General features: G+C 69.5%; 16 protein-coding genes. 2 read left to right on the plus strand and 14 right to left on the minus strand.

Features of this window, described 5'->3' with window-relative positions; genetic code table 11:
• Positions 1-11: 11 nt before the first annotated feature.
• Both EP757_RS39235 and EP757_RS39240 read left to right on the plus strand, forming a co-directional pair.
• Positions 12-974, plus strand: a complete 963-nt coding sequence (locus EP757_RS39235) for a cation diffusion facilitator family transporter (RefSeq protein ID WP_232050241.1) — start codon at positions 12-14, stop codon at positions 972-974.
• Between the two features lie 11 nt (positions 975-985).
• Positions 986-2,068, plus strand: coding sequence for a DUF3866 family protein (locus EP757_RS39240; RefSeq protein WP_127553389.1), 1,083 nt, complete (start codon positions 986-988; stop codon positions 2,066-2,068).
• Positions 2,069-2,392: 324 nt separating this feature from the next.
• On the opposite strand, the gene EP757_RS39245 is transcribed toward EP757_RS39240, so the two are convergent.
• From EP757_RS39245 to EP757_RS39310, 14 genes are all read right to left on the minus strand, one after another.
• A complete protein-coding gene (locus EP757_RS39245; RefSeq protein ID WP_127553390.1) occupies positions 2,393-3,040 on the minus strand; it encodes an O-methyltransferase in 648 nt (215 codons plus the stop codon).
• Between the two features lie 144 nt (positions 3,041-3,184).
• Positions 3,185-3,394, minus strand: a complete 210-nt coding sequence (locus tag EP757_RS39250) for a hypothetical protein (RefSeq protein ID WP_127553391.1) — start codon at positions 3,392-3,394, stop codon at positions 3,185-3,187.
• A 26-nt stretch (positions 3,395-3,420) separates the two neighbouring features.
• A complete protein-coding gene (gene pafA / locus EP757_RS39255; RefSeq protein ID WP_127553392.1) occupies positions 3,421-4,779 on the minus strand; it encodes a Pup--protein ligase in 1,359 nt (452 codons plus the stop codon).
• Positions 4,780-4,980: 201 nt separating this feature from the next.
• The gene (gene prcA, locus EP757_RS39260; RefSeq protein WP_127553393.1) at positions 4,981-5,802 is read right to left on the minus strand and encodes a proteasome subunit alpha; all 822 of its coding nucleotides are present in this window, start codon (positions 5,800-5,802) and stop codon (positions 4,981-4,983) included.
• Positions 5,803-5,836: 34 nt separating this feature from the next.
• On the minus strand, positions 5,837-6,676 hold the full coding sequence (gene prcB / locus EP757_RS39265) for a proteasome subunit beta (protein ID WP_127553394.1): 840 nt from the start codon (positions 6,674-6,676) through the stop codon (positions 5,837-5,839).
• Positions 6,595-6,831: an endonuclease domain-containing protein gene (locus tag EP757_RS44380; protein WP_232050754.1), complete on the minus strand. Its 237-nt coding sequence runs from the start codon at positions 6,829-6,831 to the stop codon at positions 6,595-6,597. Before EP757_RS44380 ends, prcB begins: the two co-directional genes overlap by 82 nt.
• A gap of 265 nt (positions 6,832-7,096) precedes the next feature.
• Entirely contained in the window at positions 7,097-7,312 is a 216-nt protein-coding gene (locus EP757_RS39275; RefSeq protein ID WP_127553395.1) for a ubiquitin-like protein Pup, read from the minus strand.
• 80 nt (positions 7,313-7,392) lie between these two features.
• The gene (dop, locus tag EP757_RS39280; RefSeq protein WP_127553396.1) at positions 7,393-8,913 is read right to left on the minus strand and encodes a depupylase/deamidase Dop; all 1,521 of its coding nucleotides are present in this window, start codon (positions 8,911-8,913) and stop codon (positions 7,393-7,395) included.
• Between the two features lie 47 nt (positions 8,914-8,960).
• Positions 8,961-10,148 (minus strand): acyltransferase, encoded by a 1,188-nt coding sequence (locus EP757_RS39285; protein ID WP_127553397.1) that lies wholly within the window; start codon positions 10,146-10,148, stop codon positions 8,961-8,963.
• Between the two features lie 61 nt (positions 10,149-10,209).
• Positions 10,210-11,991 carry a proteasome ATPase gene (gene arc, locus EP757_RS39290; protein WP_127553398.1) on the minus strand — a complete coding sequence of 594 codons (1,782 nt, stop codon included), beginning with the start codon at positions 11,989-11,991 and terminating at the stop codon, positions 10,210-10,212.
• Positions 11,992-12,421: 430 nt separating this feature from the next.
• Positions 12,422-12,631 carry a hypothetical protein gene (locus tag EP757_RS39295; protein ID WP_127553399.1) on the minus strand — a complete coding sequence of 70 codons (210 nt, stop codon included), beginning with the start codon at positions 12,629-12,631 and terminating at the stop codon, positions 12,422-12,424.
• 184 nt (positions 12,632-12,815) lie between these two features.
• Positions 12,816-13,406, minus strand: a complete 591-nt coding sequence (locus EP757_RS39300) for a hypothetical protein (RefSeq protein WP_127553400.1) — start codon at positions 13,404-13,406, stop codon at positions 12,816-12,818.
• Between the two features lie 54 nt (positions 13,407-13,460).
• Entirely contained in the window at positions 13,461-14,408 is a 948-nt protein-coding gene (locus EP757_RS39305; RefSeq protein ID WP_127553401.1) for a tRNA (adenine-N1)-methyltransferase, read from the minus strand.
• 10 nt (positions 14,409-14,418) lie between these two features.
• Positions 14,419-15,492 carry a site-2 protease family protein gene (locus EP757_RS39310; protein WP_232050755.1) on the minus strand — a complete coding sequence of 358 codons (1,074 nt, stop codon included), beginning with the start codon at positions 15,490-15,492 and terminating at the stop codon, positions 14,419-14,421.
• Positions 15,493-15,589: the final 97 nt, after the last annotated feature.

Below are 15,589 nucleotides of genomic sequence, written 5' to 3' on the forward strand. Positions count from 1 at the left end.
AGATGGCGATCGTGGCAAACCCCTCAGGATCATCAGAATCGGAGAGTGTCGGCACCGTCGTCGTGGCGGGCGCCGCCAACCTGGCGATCGCCGCCGCGAAACTGGTGGCCGGCCTCACCTCCGGCTCCGCCGCGATGCTCTCCGAGGCCGCGCACTCGATGGCCGACACGGTCACCGAGGTCTTCCTTTACGTGGCGCTGCGCCGCGGCAGCAAACCCGCCGACGAAGAACACCCGTTCGGGTACGGCAAGGAGAGCTGGGTCTGGGCGTTCATCGCGGCCCTGTTCACGTTCGTCGGCGGCGCCGGGTTCTCGATCTACCACGGCATCGACACGATCATCGAGGGTGAGGAGGCCGGGCCGTACCTGGCGTCGTACATCGTCCTCGCCGTCTCCTTCCTGGCCGAGGGCGCGTCCTTCCTCAAAGCCCGCCGCCAGGTACGCAACGAGTCCAGCCGCTGGAACGTCAGCACCCGCCGGTTCCTGCGCCTCACCCCGGACACCACGGTGAAGGCCGTCTACTTCGAGGACTCGGCGGCCCTGATCGGCCTGGTCCTCGCGGCCGCCGGGCTGGGCCTCGCCGAGATCACCGGCTCGCCGTTCTGGGACGGCGCCGCCTCGATCCTGATCGGCCTGCTGCTGCTCGCGGTCGCCACCGTGCTGGCGAAGAGCAACGTGACCCTGCTGGTCGGCCGGGCCGTCCCGCGCCGGGTGCACAACCAGATCGCCGCCGACCTGGCCGGCATCCCGGTGGTCACCGCCGTCCCGATGCTGTTCACCATGCAGCTCGGCCCCGGCGAGATCCTGGTCGCCGCCAAGGTCGACTTCGCCGACGAGGTCACCGGCGCGGTCATCGAGGCGGCCTCCGACGAGGCGGAGAAGCGCCTGCGGGGGAGATTTCCCGGCATATCGTACGTTTTTCTCGACCCGACCCGGGGTGAGCCGGGACGCAACGACGTCCGGCCGTCTCGGTAGGGTCTCCGGTCATGGTGCGGTGGCGGTCCGGGACGGTCCTTGCGGTGCGGCGCAGCTGGCAGGGCGCGCTCGAACTGGACGTCGAGGTGGACGGCGCCCCGCTGCGCGCGCTCGCCTACCCGGCCCTGGTCGGCGACCCCGGCGTCGGCGACCGTGTCCTGCTCAACGTCGGCGCGCTGGTGATGGGCCTCGGCACCGGCGGCTACGCCCTGGTCGTCGCCCTGCCCGACCGGCTGCCCGCCGACCCGCCCGCCGACGGCAGCACCCGCGACAGCGGCCACTTGGTGAAAGCCCGCTACACCCCGCTGCAGCCGATCCTGCTCGGCGTCGACGAGGAAGCCTCCCCGCACCGCGCGATCATGGAGGCCGCCGGCTCCCTGGACGGCATGCCGGTCGTCACCGCCGACCTGCACTCGGCCCTCCCGGCGATCCTGGCCGGCGTCCACGCCGACCGCCCGCAGGCCCGGGTGGCCTACGTGATGACCGACGGCGGCGCGCTCCCGGCCTGGTTCTCCCGCACCCTCGACGGCCTCCGCGGCCACCTGGCCGGCACCGTCACCACCGGCCAGTCCTTCGGCGGCGACCTGGAGGCGAGCACCGTGCACACCGGCCTGCTCGCGGCCCGTCACGTGCTGCGCGCCGACGTCACGATCGTCGCCCAGGGACCCGGCAACCTCGGCACCGGCACCCCGTGGGGCTTCTCCGGAGTGGCGCTCGGCGAGGCGATCAACGCAGTCGCGGCCCTCGGTGGCCACGCCGTCGGCTCCCTCCGCATCTCCGACGCCGACGGCCGGGACCGGCATCGGGGGATCTCGCACCACAGCGTCACGGCGTACGGAAGAGTCGCCCTGACCCGAGCCGACCTGATCGTCCCCGACGGCCTGGACCCCCACCTGGCCGAGGTGGTCGCGGCCACGCTGGAACCGCTCGCCTCCCGGCACACCGTGATCCACGTGCCGGTGGACGGCCTGGACGCCGCGCTGCGCGAGTCGCCGGTGCCGCTGTCGACGATGGGCCGCAAGCTGGACCAGGACCACGCCTACTTCCTGGCGGCAGCCGCGGCCGGCCGGCACGCGGCATCCCTGCTCCCCTGACCGCCGTCCCCTTACCGCCTTCCCCTGACCGCCTTCCCCTGACGGCCGTCCCCTGACCACCGTCCCCTGACGGCCGTCCCCTGGCCGCCTCGCTGTTCCTGCCGCTCACCTGCCGCCGTCGCATGCCCGCGCCACCGGCGATCGCGCGGCCTTCCGCGGATGCCAACGACTTGCCGGCCCGCGTCACGTCCGGTCACGGAGCGACCGATCGGTGGAAACCCGTGGGGCCCGGAACACCCGTGACTCTCCACGAACCCTCGGGAATCCACGATTCGCTGGCACCCTCCGTGACCAGCGGTGACGCATTCGCGGCCGTCGCCCGGGTCAGCGGCGGCGGGCCAGGGTCACGCCGTCGCGGACCGGGAGCATCACGGAGTCGACGCGGTCGTCGGTGACGATGCGGTCGTTGAGGGTCGCCACCGCCTGCGACGACGGGTCGCGTGGTGTGAGGACGCCGCCGCCTCGGAGGACGTTGTCGATCACCAGGAGGCCGCCGGGGCGGAGACGGGGGACGATCTCCTCGTAGTACGCGGGGTAGCCCGTCTTGTCGGCGTCCAGGAACACGAAGTCGATCACCGGGTCGGGCGGCAGGGCGCGGACCGTGTCGAGGGCCGGGGCCAGGCGCAACTCGATCCGGTCGTCGAGGCCGGCCCGCTTCCAGTAGGTGCGGGCGATGCTCGTCCACTCGTCGGACACGTCGCAGGCCAGCAGGCGGCCGCCGGGCCGGAGCCCGCGGGCGATGCAGATCGACGAATAACCGGTGAACGTCCCGATCTCGACGGCGTTCGCTACTCCGGTCAGCTGCACCAGCAGCGTCAGGAAAGCGCCTTCGTCATGGGATATCTGCATTCCGGCGTCGCCATCCGGATATTTCGCATACGTCTCCTCCGCCAGGTCCCGCAGAACGTCGTCCGCCGGCGTGCAGTGGGAGAGCAGATAGTCCGAGATGGAAGCGTCGATGATGTCAGGCATACCCCCACCCAACCCGATCCGGGACTGAGAGAAAAGGGGCGCTACCACTCACTCAGGTCGCGCGGCGCGGGAGCGCAGCGAACCGTGCCGGGCCCTCGGCGTGAGCGGCGGTCAGCACCCACCACCCCGCTGCGAGAGAAGCTCTTATGACGTGACGATCAGATAGATCCAGCCGATGATCAACAGGCCGAGGACCGTCGTATAGAGCCATGTCGGGATCTTGTGATTGCCGGCGCGGTCCTTCTGGATCTGGCGGTAGATCCGCTCGCGGCGGCGCTCGATCCGGTTCCAGCGCACCTCGTGCTCATTGCGCTCGGGCTGCTGGGGCTTTTCGGGGGAAGGCTGGTCAGGCATAACCCGACCAGCCTATCCCGGCGCGATCACATGCTGGCGATCAGGCGCTCCACCCGCTCGTCGTAGGCGCGGAACGGGTCCTTGCAGAGCACTGTCCGCTGCGCCTGGTCGTTGAGCTTCAGATGCACCCAGTCGACGGTGAAGTCGCGGCGCTTCTCCTGGGCGTGCTTGATGAACTCGCCGCGCAGCCGGGCCCGCGTGGTCTGCGGCGGCGTCTCCTTCGCCTCGTAGATCTGCAGGTCGTTGGCGATGCGGTCGACCTGCTTGCGCTTCTCCATGAGCGCGTAGAGGCCGCGGCCCCGGCGCACGTCGTGGTACGCCAGGTCGAGCTGCGCGATCCGCGGGTGCGACATCGGGATCTCGTGCTTCGCCTGGTAGCGCTCGATCAGCTTGTACTTCGAGACCCAGTCGATCTCGCGGGCGACCGGGTCGAGGTTCTCGCTCTCGATCGCGTTCAGGACGCGGCCCCACAGCTCCACGACCCGCTTCGCGACCGGGTCGCCGCCGCGGCGCTCGACGAACTCGGTGGCCTTGGCGAGGTATTCCTGCTGGATCTCCAGCGCGGACACCTCCTTGTTGTTCGCCAGGCGGATCTTGCGGCGGCCGGTGACGTCGTGGCTGACCTCGCGGATCGCCCGGATCGGGTTCTCCAGGGTCAGGTCACGCATCACCACGCCCGCCTCGATCATGCGCAGGACGATGTCCGCGCTGCCGACTTTCAGCAGCGTGGTGACCTCGTTCATGTTCGAGTCGCCGACGATCACGTGGAGGCGGCGGTACCGCTCGGCGTCCGCGTGCGGCTCGTCGCGCGTGTTGATGATCGGGCGGCTGCGCGTGGTCGCGCTGGAGACGCCCTCCCAGATGTGCTCGGCACGCTGCGACAGGCAGAAGACCGCACCGCGCGGCGTCTGCAGCACCTTGCCCGCCCCGCAGATCAGCTGGCGGGTGACCAGGAACGGGATCAGGACGTCGGCGAGCCGGCCGAACTCGCCGTGCCGGGACACCAGGTAGTTCTCGTGGCAGCCGTAGGAGTTGCCGGCCGAGTCGGTGTTGTTCTTGAAGAGGTAGATCTCCCCCGCGATGCCCTCGTCGTGCAGACGCTTCTCCGCGTCGACGAGCAGGCCTTCGAGGATCCGCTCGCCGGCCCGGTCGTGCGCGACCAGGTCGGTGACGGAGTCGCACTCGGGGGTCGCGTACTCAGGGTGGGAACCGACATCGAGGTAGAGGCGGGCGCCGTTACGGAGGAACACGTTGCTGCTGCGTCCCCAGGAGACAACTCGGCGGAACAGGTAGCGGGCCACCTCGTCCGGAGACAGCCGCCGCTGCCCCCGATAGGTGCACGTGACTCCGTACTCGGTCTCGAGGCCGAAAATTCGCCGTTCCATGACAGAACACTAGCCGCAAGAAACGGTTCAGCGGCAGTCACAACTCGCTCTTTCCCGCGCACACCCCGCTTTCCTTGTACGCGGGAAGCTCCCGTGCCGCGAAGTCCCCGCCGCGCGAAAACGGCCGGGCGGGCAGCCCCCAGTGATCCGGCGCTGAACCGGATCACACGTGGGGGCGGCCCGCCCGGCCGTTGGAAGAGGTCAGCTCTCCGGCGTCTCCTCCGGCGTGACCTCGGTGTCCGCCGAAGCCGCCGAGATGGTCGGCTTGCCCTCGGCCGGGGCCGGCGGCGCCGCGTCGACGTCACCCAGCTCCGCCTCGGCGACCGTCTCGTGGCCGAGCAGCGACGTCAGCGCCGTGTCCGCGATGCGGCGGAACGCCCGGCCCTGGCGGCGGCGGTCCAGGACCGCCACCTCCAGCTGCTTCGCCTCGAGGGTGCGGGTCTGGCCGTTCTCCCCGCCCACGCTGCCCAGCGCCTCGGCGGCGAGCGCCAGAGCGGTCGGCAGGTCGGCGGCGGTGTCGTGCCGCTCACGCAGCACATTGGAGATGGCTTCGGCCTGGCCGCCCATCGCCATGAAACCGGGCTCGTCCATGACCGAGCCGTCGTACGTCACCCGGTACAGCTCGTCGGCCTCGGGCGAGGCGCCGACCTGCGCCACACAGATCTCCACCTCGTAGGGCTTCTGCGTCTCCGAGAAGATCGCACCGAGCGTCTGTGTGTACGCGTTCGCGAGCGCCCGGCCGGTCACGTCCCGCCGGTCGTAGCTGAGGCCCAGCATGTCGGCCATCCGCACGCCGGCCCGGCGCAGGCTCTCGAACTCGTTGTACCGCCCGACGGCAGCGAACGCGATCTTGTCGTAGATCTCGCTGATCTTCCGCAGGGTGGTGATGTTCTCGGCGACCAGCAGGATGCCGCCCTCGTAGGTGAGCACCACGGCCGACCGGCCGCGGGCGATGCCCTTGCGGGCGTACTCCGAGCGGTCCCGCTGGACCTGCTCGGGCGATGCGTAGAACTGCATGGCCACGGTTGGCTTCTCCTAACTTCGCGAAAAGAGCGGATCAGCCGCCCGGGTTCTCCATACGTCCCTGGACGACTCGCTCGGCCACCGTGGTGATCTCTTCGTCGCTCAGCCGCTGCGTGCCGTTCGCGGTCGCCGTCATCACGACCGGGTAGATCTTGCGGGTCACGTCCGGCCCGCCGGTCGCGGTGTCGTCGTCGGCCGCGTCGTAGAGCGCCTCGACCGCGAGGACGATCGCGTCCGCGGTGCTGACACCCGCCCGGTACCGCTTCTTCAGCGCCGACTTGGCGAACAGCGAACCGGAGCCGATCGCCTCGTAGCCGGTCTCCTCGTAGAGACCACCGGCCACATCGAAGCTGAAGATCCGCCCGGCCCGGTTCGGGTCGCCCGGCGTCAGGTCGAACCCGGCGAACAGCGGCACGACCGCGAGGCCCTGCATCGCCGCGCCCAGGTTGCCGCGGACCATCGCGGCCAGCCGGTTCGCCTTACCGTCGAGGGAGAGCATCGCTCCCTCGATCTTCTCGTAGTGCTCCAGCTCCACCTGGAACAGCCGGATCAGCTCGATGCCGATGCCGGCCGTGCCCGCGATGCCGATCAGCGAGTACGCGTCAGCGGGGTGGACCTTCCTGATGTCGCGGCTCGCGATCAGGTTCCCCATCGTGGCGCGCCGGTCACCCGCCATCACCACACCGTCGGCCGTCGCGATCGCGACGATCGTGGTGCCGTGCGGCGCGACGTCACCGGAGAGCCCGGGCGGAAGCGGCCGCCGCCCCGGCAACATCTCCGGAGCGGCCTGACTCAGGAACTGCGTGAAGGAGGACGTCCCCGTGCTGGTGAAGAAATCCGGTAGACGCCCGGATGGATCAAAGCCCGTCGCCACGTGGTTCCTTTCAGGTACGTGATCGCATTGGCGAGGAGAACCGGGTCGTCCCGGAACTGCCCCAGACCGCCGTTGCAGTTGAAGCACGATATCCCGCGCACCCGTCCGGTGCGATGATCGTGATCTACGTGTTGCGGGTCGTCCGCGCCACAGATGGCGCGGACGCCCCGTCGATGCCGTACCGGCGCCGCAGGTGGTACGCCCGGGAGCCGCCGTGAAGCCGTTCCTTGGTCTCCTTGCCGCGAGCGTTATGACAGACCAAGCCGTAGGTGTGGTAACCGTCGTCGCGCGCTTTCGTGCGCGCGAACTCCGCCAAGGGCTTCAGCGCGTCGCGATCAGGGCACCACTGGGGACCTGCGGGAACGACCGCAGGAGGTTTCCCAGCCGACCCGACCGCCCCGCCGGAAACGGACAGCTAACTCACTGGCCGCCCTTCTGGACGTACCCCCTCACGAATTCCTCGGCGTTCTCTTCGAGGACGGAGTCGATTTCGTCCAGCAGATCGTCGACGTCCTCGGTGATCTCCGCGTGCCGCTCGGCTACCTCAGGGTTGGCCTCGACGGTGACGTCCTCGACCTCTTCGCCGCTGCGCCCGCGCTCGGACTGCGACTGACCACCTGAATCTCGGGATGCCATGGATGTCCCCCTTCTCAGCCACCCGAAGTCCTGCAACATCGGGTTGGGAAAAACCTACCTCGGCCCTGTGACAAAACGCATCACCGGCTGGTGATCACCTCGAGCAGGTCCTTGGCGCTCTCGCAGGTGTCGAAGAGCGCGCCCACATGCTTCCTGGTCCCGCGCTCGGGTTCCATCATCGGCACCCGGACCAGCGATTCCCGGCCGACGTCGAAGATGACCGAGTCCCAGCTGGCGGCGACCACCTCGGAGGCGTACTGGGCGAGGCAGCGGCCGCGGAAGTACGCCCGGGTGTCCTCCGGGGGCTCGTACATCGCGCGCTGCGTCTCGTCCGGGTCGAGCAGGGTCTTCATCGACCCGCGGGCGACCAGGCGGTGATAGAGGCCCTTCTCCGGGCGCACGTCGGAGTACTGCAGGTCGACGAGCTGGAGCTTCGGCGAGTTCCAGCCGAGGTTCTCGCGTTCCCGGTAGCCCTCCAGCAGGCGCAGCTTGGCGACCCAGTCCAGCGTGTCCGACAAGTCCAGGAGGTCCGAGCCGCCGAGCTTCGTCAGCACGTCCTCCCAGCGAGCCAGCACATCGGTGGTCTGCTCGTCGGCGTCCGGGCCGTAGCGCTCGTCGACGAACGCCCGGGCCCGCTCGTAGTACGCCCACTGGAGGTCGAGCGCGGTCAGCCGCCGCCCGTCCCGCAGCCGCATCAGGTGCTTCAAGGTCGGATCGTGACTGACGGCCTTCAGCTCGCTGACCGGGTCGGCGATGCCGAGCTCCCCGGTGAACACCTTCTCCTCGATCATGTTGAGCACCAGCGAGGTGGTGCCCATCTTCAGGTACGAAGCGATCTCGGACAGGTTGGCGTCGCCGATGATGACGTGCAGGCGCCGGTACTTGTCGGCGTCGGCGTGCGGCTCGTCCCGGGTGTTGATGATGGGTCGTTTGAGGGTCGTCTCCAGCCCGACCTCGACCTCGAAGAAGTCGGCGCGCGAGGAGATCTGGAAGCCGGAGCCGGTGCCGTCCTGGCCGATGCCGACGCGGCCGACCCCGGTGAAGATCTGCCGGGTCACGAAGAACGGCGTCAGGTGCGCCACGATGTCGGCGAACGGAGTCTGCCGGCGCATCAGGTAGTTCTCGTGGGACCCGTACGACGCGCCCTTGTTGTCGGTGTTGTTCTTGTAGAGCTGAATCCGGTGGGTGCCGGGGATCGTGGCGGCACGGCGGGACGCCTCGGCCATCACCCGCTCGCCGGCCTTGTCCCACTTCACGACGTCGAGCGGGTTCGTGCACTCGGGTGTGGAGTACTCCGGGTGCGCGTGGTCGACGTAGAGGCGTGCTCCGTTGGTCAGTATCACGTTGGCCAGGCCGAGGTCCTCGTCGGCGAGGGCTTCGGCCGGGTCGTAGGCGGCGCCGGAGTACGTGAAGCCGCGGGCGTCGCGCAGCGGCGACTCCTCCTCGTAGTCCCAGCGGGCCCGGCCGCCACGGTTGAGCTCGGGGCGGGCGCCGTAGGCGTTGACGACCTGAGAGGAGGTCACCATCGGGTTGGCTCCGGGCTGCCCGGGCACCGAAATGCCGTATTCGACTTCGGTCCCCATAATCCGTCGAACGCTCATGCGACCACCCTGTCCGCCACGAAGCCAAGCGTGCTCATGCATCGAGCCTAGACGCTCTCACGTTGCTTGCCGAAGCTGCCCGTGCGCGTCGTTTCACCTTCCGTGGTGAGAAAGATCGCCGCGAGCCGCTGCCCGGGCCGTTCGACGAGCCGATTACCGACGTGGGCGGCGAGGAGACTTCCGGCCACGAAACCGATAACGATCAGCGCCCGATTCTCCGTGAATCGCACCAGGACACCGAGAACCAGCAGGTGCAGCAGGTAGAGCGAGTAGCTGACGGTGCCGAGCCAGGTGAGCACGCCGGGCACGGCACGGTGACGCAGTGCGAAAGCGATCCCGAAAGTTCCGGCGACCGCGAGCGCGACCGGCGTACCGAATTGATCGAGGGCGCTCAGCAGCACCACGGCGAGAGCCGGACTCGCGGCGATTCGCCCGATCTGGCGATGCTGCACCCGATAGATCACGGTCCCGGCGAACATCACGGCCAGCATCGTCAGCGCCTGCTCCGATGATCCACTGGTCACCCAGCGGCTCGCATGGCCGTTGGCCACCGCGAGGACGATCACGCTGAGCGAGACGGCGCCGGCTCCGAGGGCGAGACCTCGGCGATCGATGAGGTACGCGCTGACGACGGTCGCCACGATGACGAGCACCACGACCGCGCTCCACCGACGGACGGGGCCGTCACCGCTGAACAGGCCGTCCGGCAGGCCGCCGCCCGCCACCAGGGCGAGCGCCGCGAGACCGGCCGCCCACCAGGCGCTCAGACGATGCAGGCGCCACGCGAACAGGCCCGCGACCAGCAGGTAGAAGAGCATCTCGAAACTGAGGGTCCAGAACGGGCGGACGATCCCCCGTACCCCCAGAAGGTCCTGCATCATCGTGGCGTGGGCCAGCACGCTCGCGGTGGTCTCGGTGCGCAGCTGATCGGGCATCCGGTGAAGCCCGGCGGCGGCGAGCAGGGCGGCCAGGGCGATCGTGGCGAGGTACGCCGGGTAGATCCGCGCGAGCCGGCCCGCCCAGAACCGGCGCAGCGACCCGTGCCGCTCCAGCGACATCGGGATGACATAGCCGCTGACCAGGAAGAACAGCAGGACCGCGTACTTGCCGGCGTCGAAGGCGCGGTAGATCTCCAGATGCGCCGCCGACCCGATGATCACCGGGCTGAGGTGGAAGAGCGCCACCACCACTGCCGCATAGCCCCGGAGGGCGTCGAGCCAGGCCAGTCTCGTCACACGGGGTGCAACGAGGCCGGGACCGGAGGGTTCCCCCTCCGGTCCCGGTTAGCGCTCGGTGTTACAGGTACTGACCGGTGTTGTTCGCCGTCTCGATCGAACGGCCGGCCTCGGCGCCCTTGCCACCGGAGACGAGCGTGCGGATGTAGACGATCCGCTCGCCCTTCTTGCCGGAGATGCGGGCCCAGTCGTCGGGGTTGGTGGTGTTCGGCAGGTCCTCGTTCTCCCGGAACTCGTCGACGCAGCTGTCGAGCAGGTGCTGAAGACGCAGTCCCTTCTTGCCGGAGGTGAGGAACTCCTTGATCGCCATCTTCTTGCCGCGGTCCACGATGTTCTGGATCATGGCGCCGGAGTTGAAGTCCTTGAAGTACAGGACTTCCTTGTCACCGTTGGCGTAGGTGACCTCGAGGAAGCGGTTCTCCTCGGTCTCCGTGTACATCCGGAGCACGACCGCCTCGATCATCGCGGCGACCGTGGCGTCCCGGTTGCCGCCGTGCTCGGTCAGGTCGTCCGAGCTGAGCGGCAGGTCCGAGAGGATGTACTTGGCGAAGATGTCCTTGGCGGCCTCGGCGTCCGGACGCTCGATCTTGATCTTCACGTCGAGACGGCCGGGGCGCAGGATCGCCGGGTCGATCATGTCTTCCCGGTTCGACGCGCCGATGACGATCACGTTCTCCAGGCCCTCGACACCGTCGATCTCGGAGAGCAGCTGGGGAACGATGGTGTTCTCCACGTCGGAGGAGACACCGGAGCCACGGGTCCGGAAGATCGAGTCCATCTCGTCGAAGAACACGATCACCGGCGTGCCCTCGCCGGCCTTCTCCCGCGCCCGCTGGAAGACCAGGCGGATGTGCCGCTCGGTCTCACCCACGTACTTGTTGAGCAGCTCGGGACCCTTGATGTTGAGGAAGTAGCTGGTGTGCTTCTCCTCGCCACGCCGCTCGGCGATCTTCTTCGCCAGCGAGTTGGCGACCGCCTTGGCGATCAGGGTCTTGCCACAGCCGGGCGGGCCGTACAGCAGGATGCCCTTCGGCGGGCGCAGCTGGTGCTCGCGGAAGAGATCCGCGTGCAGGAACGGCAGCTCCACGGCGTCGCGGATCTGCTCGATCTGCGAGTGCAGGCCACCGATGTCGGTGTAGTCGACGTCGGGGACCTCCTCGAGGACCAGCTCCTCGACCTCGCTCTTCGGGATCCGCTCGTAGGCGTACGCCGAACGGGGCTCGATCATGAGCGAGTCACCCGCGCGGAGCTTGCCGATCTCGAGCGAGTCGGCGAGGAAGACGATGCGCTCCTCGTCGGCGTGCGAGACCACCAGGGCCCGGTCGCGGGGGCCGCCGGACGGGTTGTCCAGCACCTCCTTGAGCAGGACCACTTCACCGGTGCGCTCGAAGCCGAACGCGTCCACCACGTTGAGGGCGTCGTTGAGCAGGACCTCCTGGCCCCGCTGCAACTCCTCGACGGCGAGCGACGGCGAGACCGCCACCCGCAGCTTGCGGCCGCCGGTGAACACGTCCACCGTGCCGTCCTCGTGTGCCGACAGGAAAACGCCGTAGCCGCTGGGCGGCTGGGCTAGCCGGTCAATCTCTTCCTTGAGAGTGACGATCTGGGTCCGGGCTTCCTTGAGGGTCGCCACGAGCCGCTCGTTGTTCTCGGTCACTCGGGCCAGCTGCGCCTGCGTTGCCGCGAGCCGTTCCTCAAGCTGCCGGACGTGTCGGGGGCTTTCGGTCAACTTCCGCCTGACCAGGGCGAGTTCCTCTTGCAGGAACGCGACCTGGCTGGAGAGATCGTTGGCCTCTTTCTCCCATCGTGCGGCGCGGGAGTCCGCTTCGTCGCTACGTGCCACGTCCCACCTCCCCGGGGGGCTCGAACGTCTTGGGATAACACTAGCTGTTGCGAAGCGGTTTTCGACCCTTGCAACACCCCTGTCACCGAGTCTTGACGGATTGATCAACCCGTGGCCGATGGGTGTATCGGATCTTCGGGTATCGTCCGCGCGCCCCTGTTGTGGGAGGTGAGGCCGCTGACGCAGACTGCCGGACAGGTGTGCGCCGAGATCGATCGAGGCCGGTCTGACGTCACGTGGGAAACACCACGGGTGATCTTTCGCCGATTGAGGTCGCGGGTATCGACGTTTCGCCCTGTTTGATGCTAGGTACACCACATTCGTGGTCGCCTTTCGCGAAATCGGGCGTGCGTTGATCCTGAGGGGCCGTGTGCCGCGCGCTGAACACGGCCATCCCACTGTCTCAGCCCGCTTCGTCAGCCCGCTCGGGTCAGCGGAGCGCGACGATCGCGACCGTCACGAGCACGACGTAGGCGACGACTCCCACGATGACCAGGGGCGCAGCACCCGCGCCGGCCCCGTACGCGATCATCGTGTTGATCGGGACGCCGAACCTGGCGGACACCGCAGCGATCGCCTTGGCGGCTGCGACTCGTCCGCGATCTTGCTTGGATCCGTCACGCGGAGATACGGTAGACATGTAACACCTCCCTCCAAAAGCTCTAGACCAGCCTGGTGGGACTTCTGATGGGCCTTGAGAGTTGCACCTCTCAAGGCCCGTTCTCTTGCGCCGCCGAGGCGACGCTCCCCGGTTCACTCCCCGGCCGCGCGGCCGACTCGTGGCAGTCGATGTATCCGTCCGCCGAGACGAACGCCGAGGCCGATCAGAGGGTCGGCCGGCCGACCAGCGACGCCACGACCCGGGAGAATTCCTCCAGGCGGGCGATCTGTCCCGGCCCGCCGTCGTCGATCGTCTTGCCGAAGCGCAGCGCGTCGTGCCGCAGCGGCGCCCGGCCCTCCTCCTCGCCGACACCGGGCGGCGGCACCGCGTCGTCGACCGAGCTGAGCAGCAGGTAGACGTCGATGCTGTCGACCCGGGCCTGCCCGTTCGGGGTGCGGGTGAGCCGCCGCCGGCAACCGACCTCGGTCACCGTGGAGAGCGGCACCACCCGCAGGGACGACGTCATCGAGCCGGCCGGGCCGTCGCCGGGCGCCACGTCCTCGCCGTGCCAGAGCACCAGCCGGCTGCCGTCGCAGACGACGACCTCCTGCCAGACCCCGTTCACCTCGTTGACGAAGCGCTCCAGGGTGAAGCAGAGCACCGAGGCCCCGCGCAGCACACCGAAGAGCGCCTCCAGGGCCACGTCCGGGTCGCGCAGGTAGGCCCGCGCCGCCGAGTCCAGGTCCGGATAGGGCGACCAGTCCGGGAAGACCGCCGGCATCTCGTTGCTGCCCCCGAACGGCGGTGAGCTCATGGTGCCCCTTCCCCTAGACGCACGCGGAAAACCTACCGGACGCCTTGACAGCGGTCACTCCCCGGTGGGGGCCTCCTGGGCCTGCTGGGCGTGCAGGGCGGCCTGGGTCGCCTTGCGCAGCGCGTACGCCTCGGCGCCCTTGCTCGGCTTGCGGCGGCGCGGCGGCGCCAGCACCCCGGGCGCCAGCTTGCGGGCCGAGACCAGGAACGCGGTGTGCGCGATCATCCGGTGGTCCGGCCGGACCGCCAGGCCCTCGGCGTGCCAGTCGCGGATCAGCGACTCCCAGGCCCGCGGCTCGGTCCAGCCGCCGCGCTCGCGCAGCGCCTCGACGAGCTCGGAGAGCTGCGGGGTGGTCGCCACGTACCCGATGAAGACACCGCCCGGGATGAGCGCCTTCTCGACCATGTCGAGCGCCTCCCACGGGGTCAGCATGTCCAGGATGATCCGGTCGAAGCCCTCGATGCCGTTGTCCGCGACGTCCCCGTGGTGCAGATGCCACGCCGGGTGCGGGCCGCCGAAGAACGCCTCGACGTTCTTGCGGGCGATCGCCGCGAAGTCCTCGCGCAGCTCGTAGCTGTGCACCTCGCCGTGGCTGCCGACGGCCCTCAGCAGCGAGCAGGTCAGCGCGCCGGAGCCGGCGCCGGCCTCGAGGACCTTCGCGCCGGGGAAGACGTCGCCCATCGCGACGATCTGCGCCGCGTCCTTCGGGTAGATCACCTGCGCGCCGCGCGGCATGGAGAGCACGTAGTCGCTGAGCAGCGGCCGCAGCGCCAGGTACGCGGTGTTGCCCGCCGAGGTGACGACGCTGCCGTCGGGGAGGCCGATCAGGGCGTCGTGGGCCAGCGCGCCGCGGTGGGTGTGGAACTCCTTGCCGGGCTCCAGCACGATGGTGTGCATCCGGCCCTTGGGGTCGGTGAGCTGCACGCGGTCACCCACCCGGAACGGGCCGCGGTGCGCGGGCACCTGCTCGGCGTCGGCGGCGGTGGTCGGGGTCGTGGTCACAGGTCTTCTCTCAGCCGTCTTTTCTCGGGTTCGGCACGGTCCGCCGCGGTTCCAGGACCGCGGCCACGTCGGCGACGCGCAGGACGCCGACGACATCCTCCCCTGCCGTCACCAGGTACTGCGCACCCGGGTGAGCCTGCAGCGCCCGGACCACCTGCTCACCGGTCAGCCCGAGCGGCAGCGTGGTGAGCGCGTCCCGGGACCGGGCGACGCTCTCCACGCTCACCCAGGGCCGCCGGTCCACCGGGATCCGCTCGGCGGCGACCGGGTCCACCACGGCGGTCAGGCTGCCCGCCGAGTCGGCGACCGCGAGCACCACGTCCGGCCGCGGGTCCTCGGCCCGGCGGCGCTGCGCCTCGCCGAGCGGCGTCCCGGCCGGGACGGCCAGCACCGGGCGGGCCAGCGCGCTCAGGTCGATCAGCGGGAACCGCCCGGTCATCCGGCCGAGCCGGATCGACTGCCCGGCGCCCTGCCACAGGGTCAGCACCACCAGCAGCACGAACACCAGGCCGAAGACGGTCAGCAGCCCGAACCGGTAGAGCCCCACCACCACGACCACGGTCAGCAGCGCCAGGAACCGGCCCGCCCAGCCGGCCACCACCGTCGCCCGGTTCCGGTCCTTCAGCAGCGCCCACATCCCGGCCCGCAGCGCCCGGCCACCGTCCAGCGGCAGGCCGGGAAGCACGTTGAAGACGGCCACCAGCACGTTGCTGAGCGCCAGCTGGAACGCGATCTGCCCGGGAACCGTGTCCGAGGGCAGCAGCGCCGCCGCCCCGCTGGCGATCCCGCCGAGCAGCAGCGACACGGCCGGCCCGGCCAGCGACACCAGCGCGTCGATCCGCGGCGTCGGCGCGTCCCGCTCCAACTCGGTCCAGCCGCTGAGCAGCTCCAGGGTGATCCGCCGCACGCCGATGCCGTGCCGCCGCGCGGTGAGAGCGTGCCCCAGCTCGTGCAGCAGCACCGATCCGAGAAGGCAGATCACGAAACCCAGGCCCACCGCGTACGACCACGGCGCCGTGAGACCGAGTTCCGCATTCGCGTAATTGCCGTAGACGACGGTGACCAGGCCGGCGAGCAGCAGCATCGACGCATTCGCGAACACCGGGATGCCGAGCACGTGCCCGACCGGCCGCCCGGCCGGCGCCTGATCGCGCTCTCCGCGCCCCTGTTCGCCCACGCAG

Source organism: Actinoplanes sp. OR16, assembly GCF_004001265.1.
GTDB lineage: Bacteria > Actinomycetota > Actinomycetes > Mycobacteriales > Micromonosporaceae > Actinoplanes.

Bases quoted from the DNA above. Each gene is read 5' to 3' on its own strand.
- EP757_RS39240 (WP_127553389.1), top strand. From the start codon at position 986: ATGGTGCGGTGGCGGTCCGGGACGGTCCTTGCGGTGCGGCGCAGCTGG.
- EP757_RS39245 (WP_127553390.1), bottom strand. From the start codon at position 3,040: ATGCCTGACATCATCGACGCTTCCATCTCGGACTATCTGCTCTCCCAC.
- EP757_RS39250 (WP_127553391.1), bottom strand. From the start codon at position 3,394: ATGCCTGACCAGCCTTCCCCCGAAAAGCCCCAGCAGCCCGAGCGCAAT.
- pafA (WP_127553392.1), bottom strand. From the start codon at position 4,779: ATGGAACGGCGAATTTTCGGCCTCGAGACCGAGTACGGAGTCACGTGC.
- EP757_RS39275 (WP_127553395.1), bottom strand. From the start codon at position 7,312: ATGGCATCCCGAGATTCAGGTGGTCAGTCGCAGTCCGAGCGCGGGCGC.
- dop (WP_127553396.1), bottom strand. From the start codon at position 8,913: ATGAGCGTTCGACGGATTATGGGGACCGAAGTCGAATACGGCATTTCG.
- EP757_RS39295 (WP_127553399.1), bottom strand. From the start codon at position 12,631: ATGTCTACCGTATCTCCGCGTGACGGATCCAAGCAAGATCGCGGACGA.
- EP757_RS39300 (WP_127553400.1), bottom strand. From the start codon at position 13,406: ATGAGCTCACCGCCGTTCGGGGGCAGCAACGAGATGCCGGCGGTCTTC.
- EP757_RS39310 (WP_232050755.1), bottom strand. From the start codon at position 15,492: ATGCTGCTGCTCGCCGGCCTGGTCACCGTCGTCTACGGCAATTACGCG.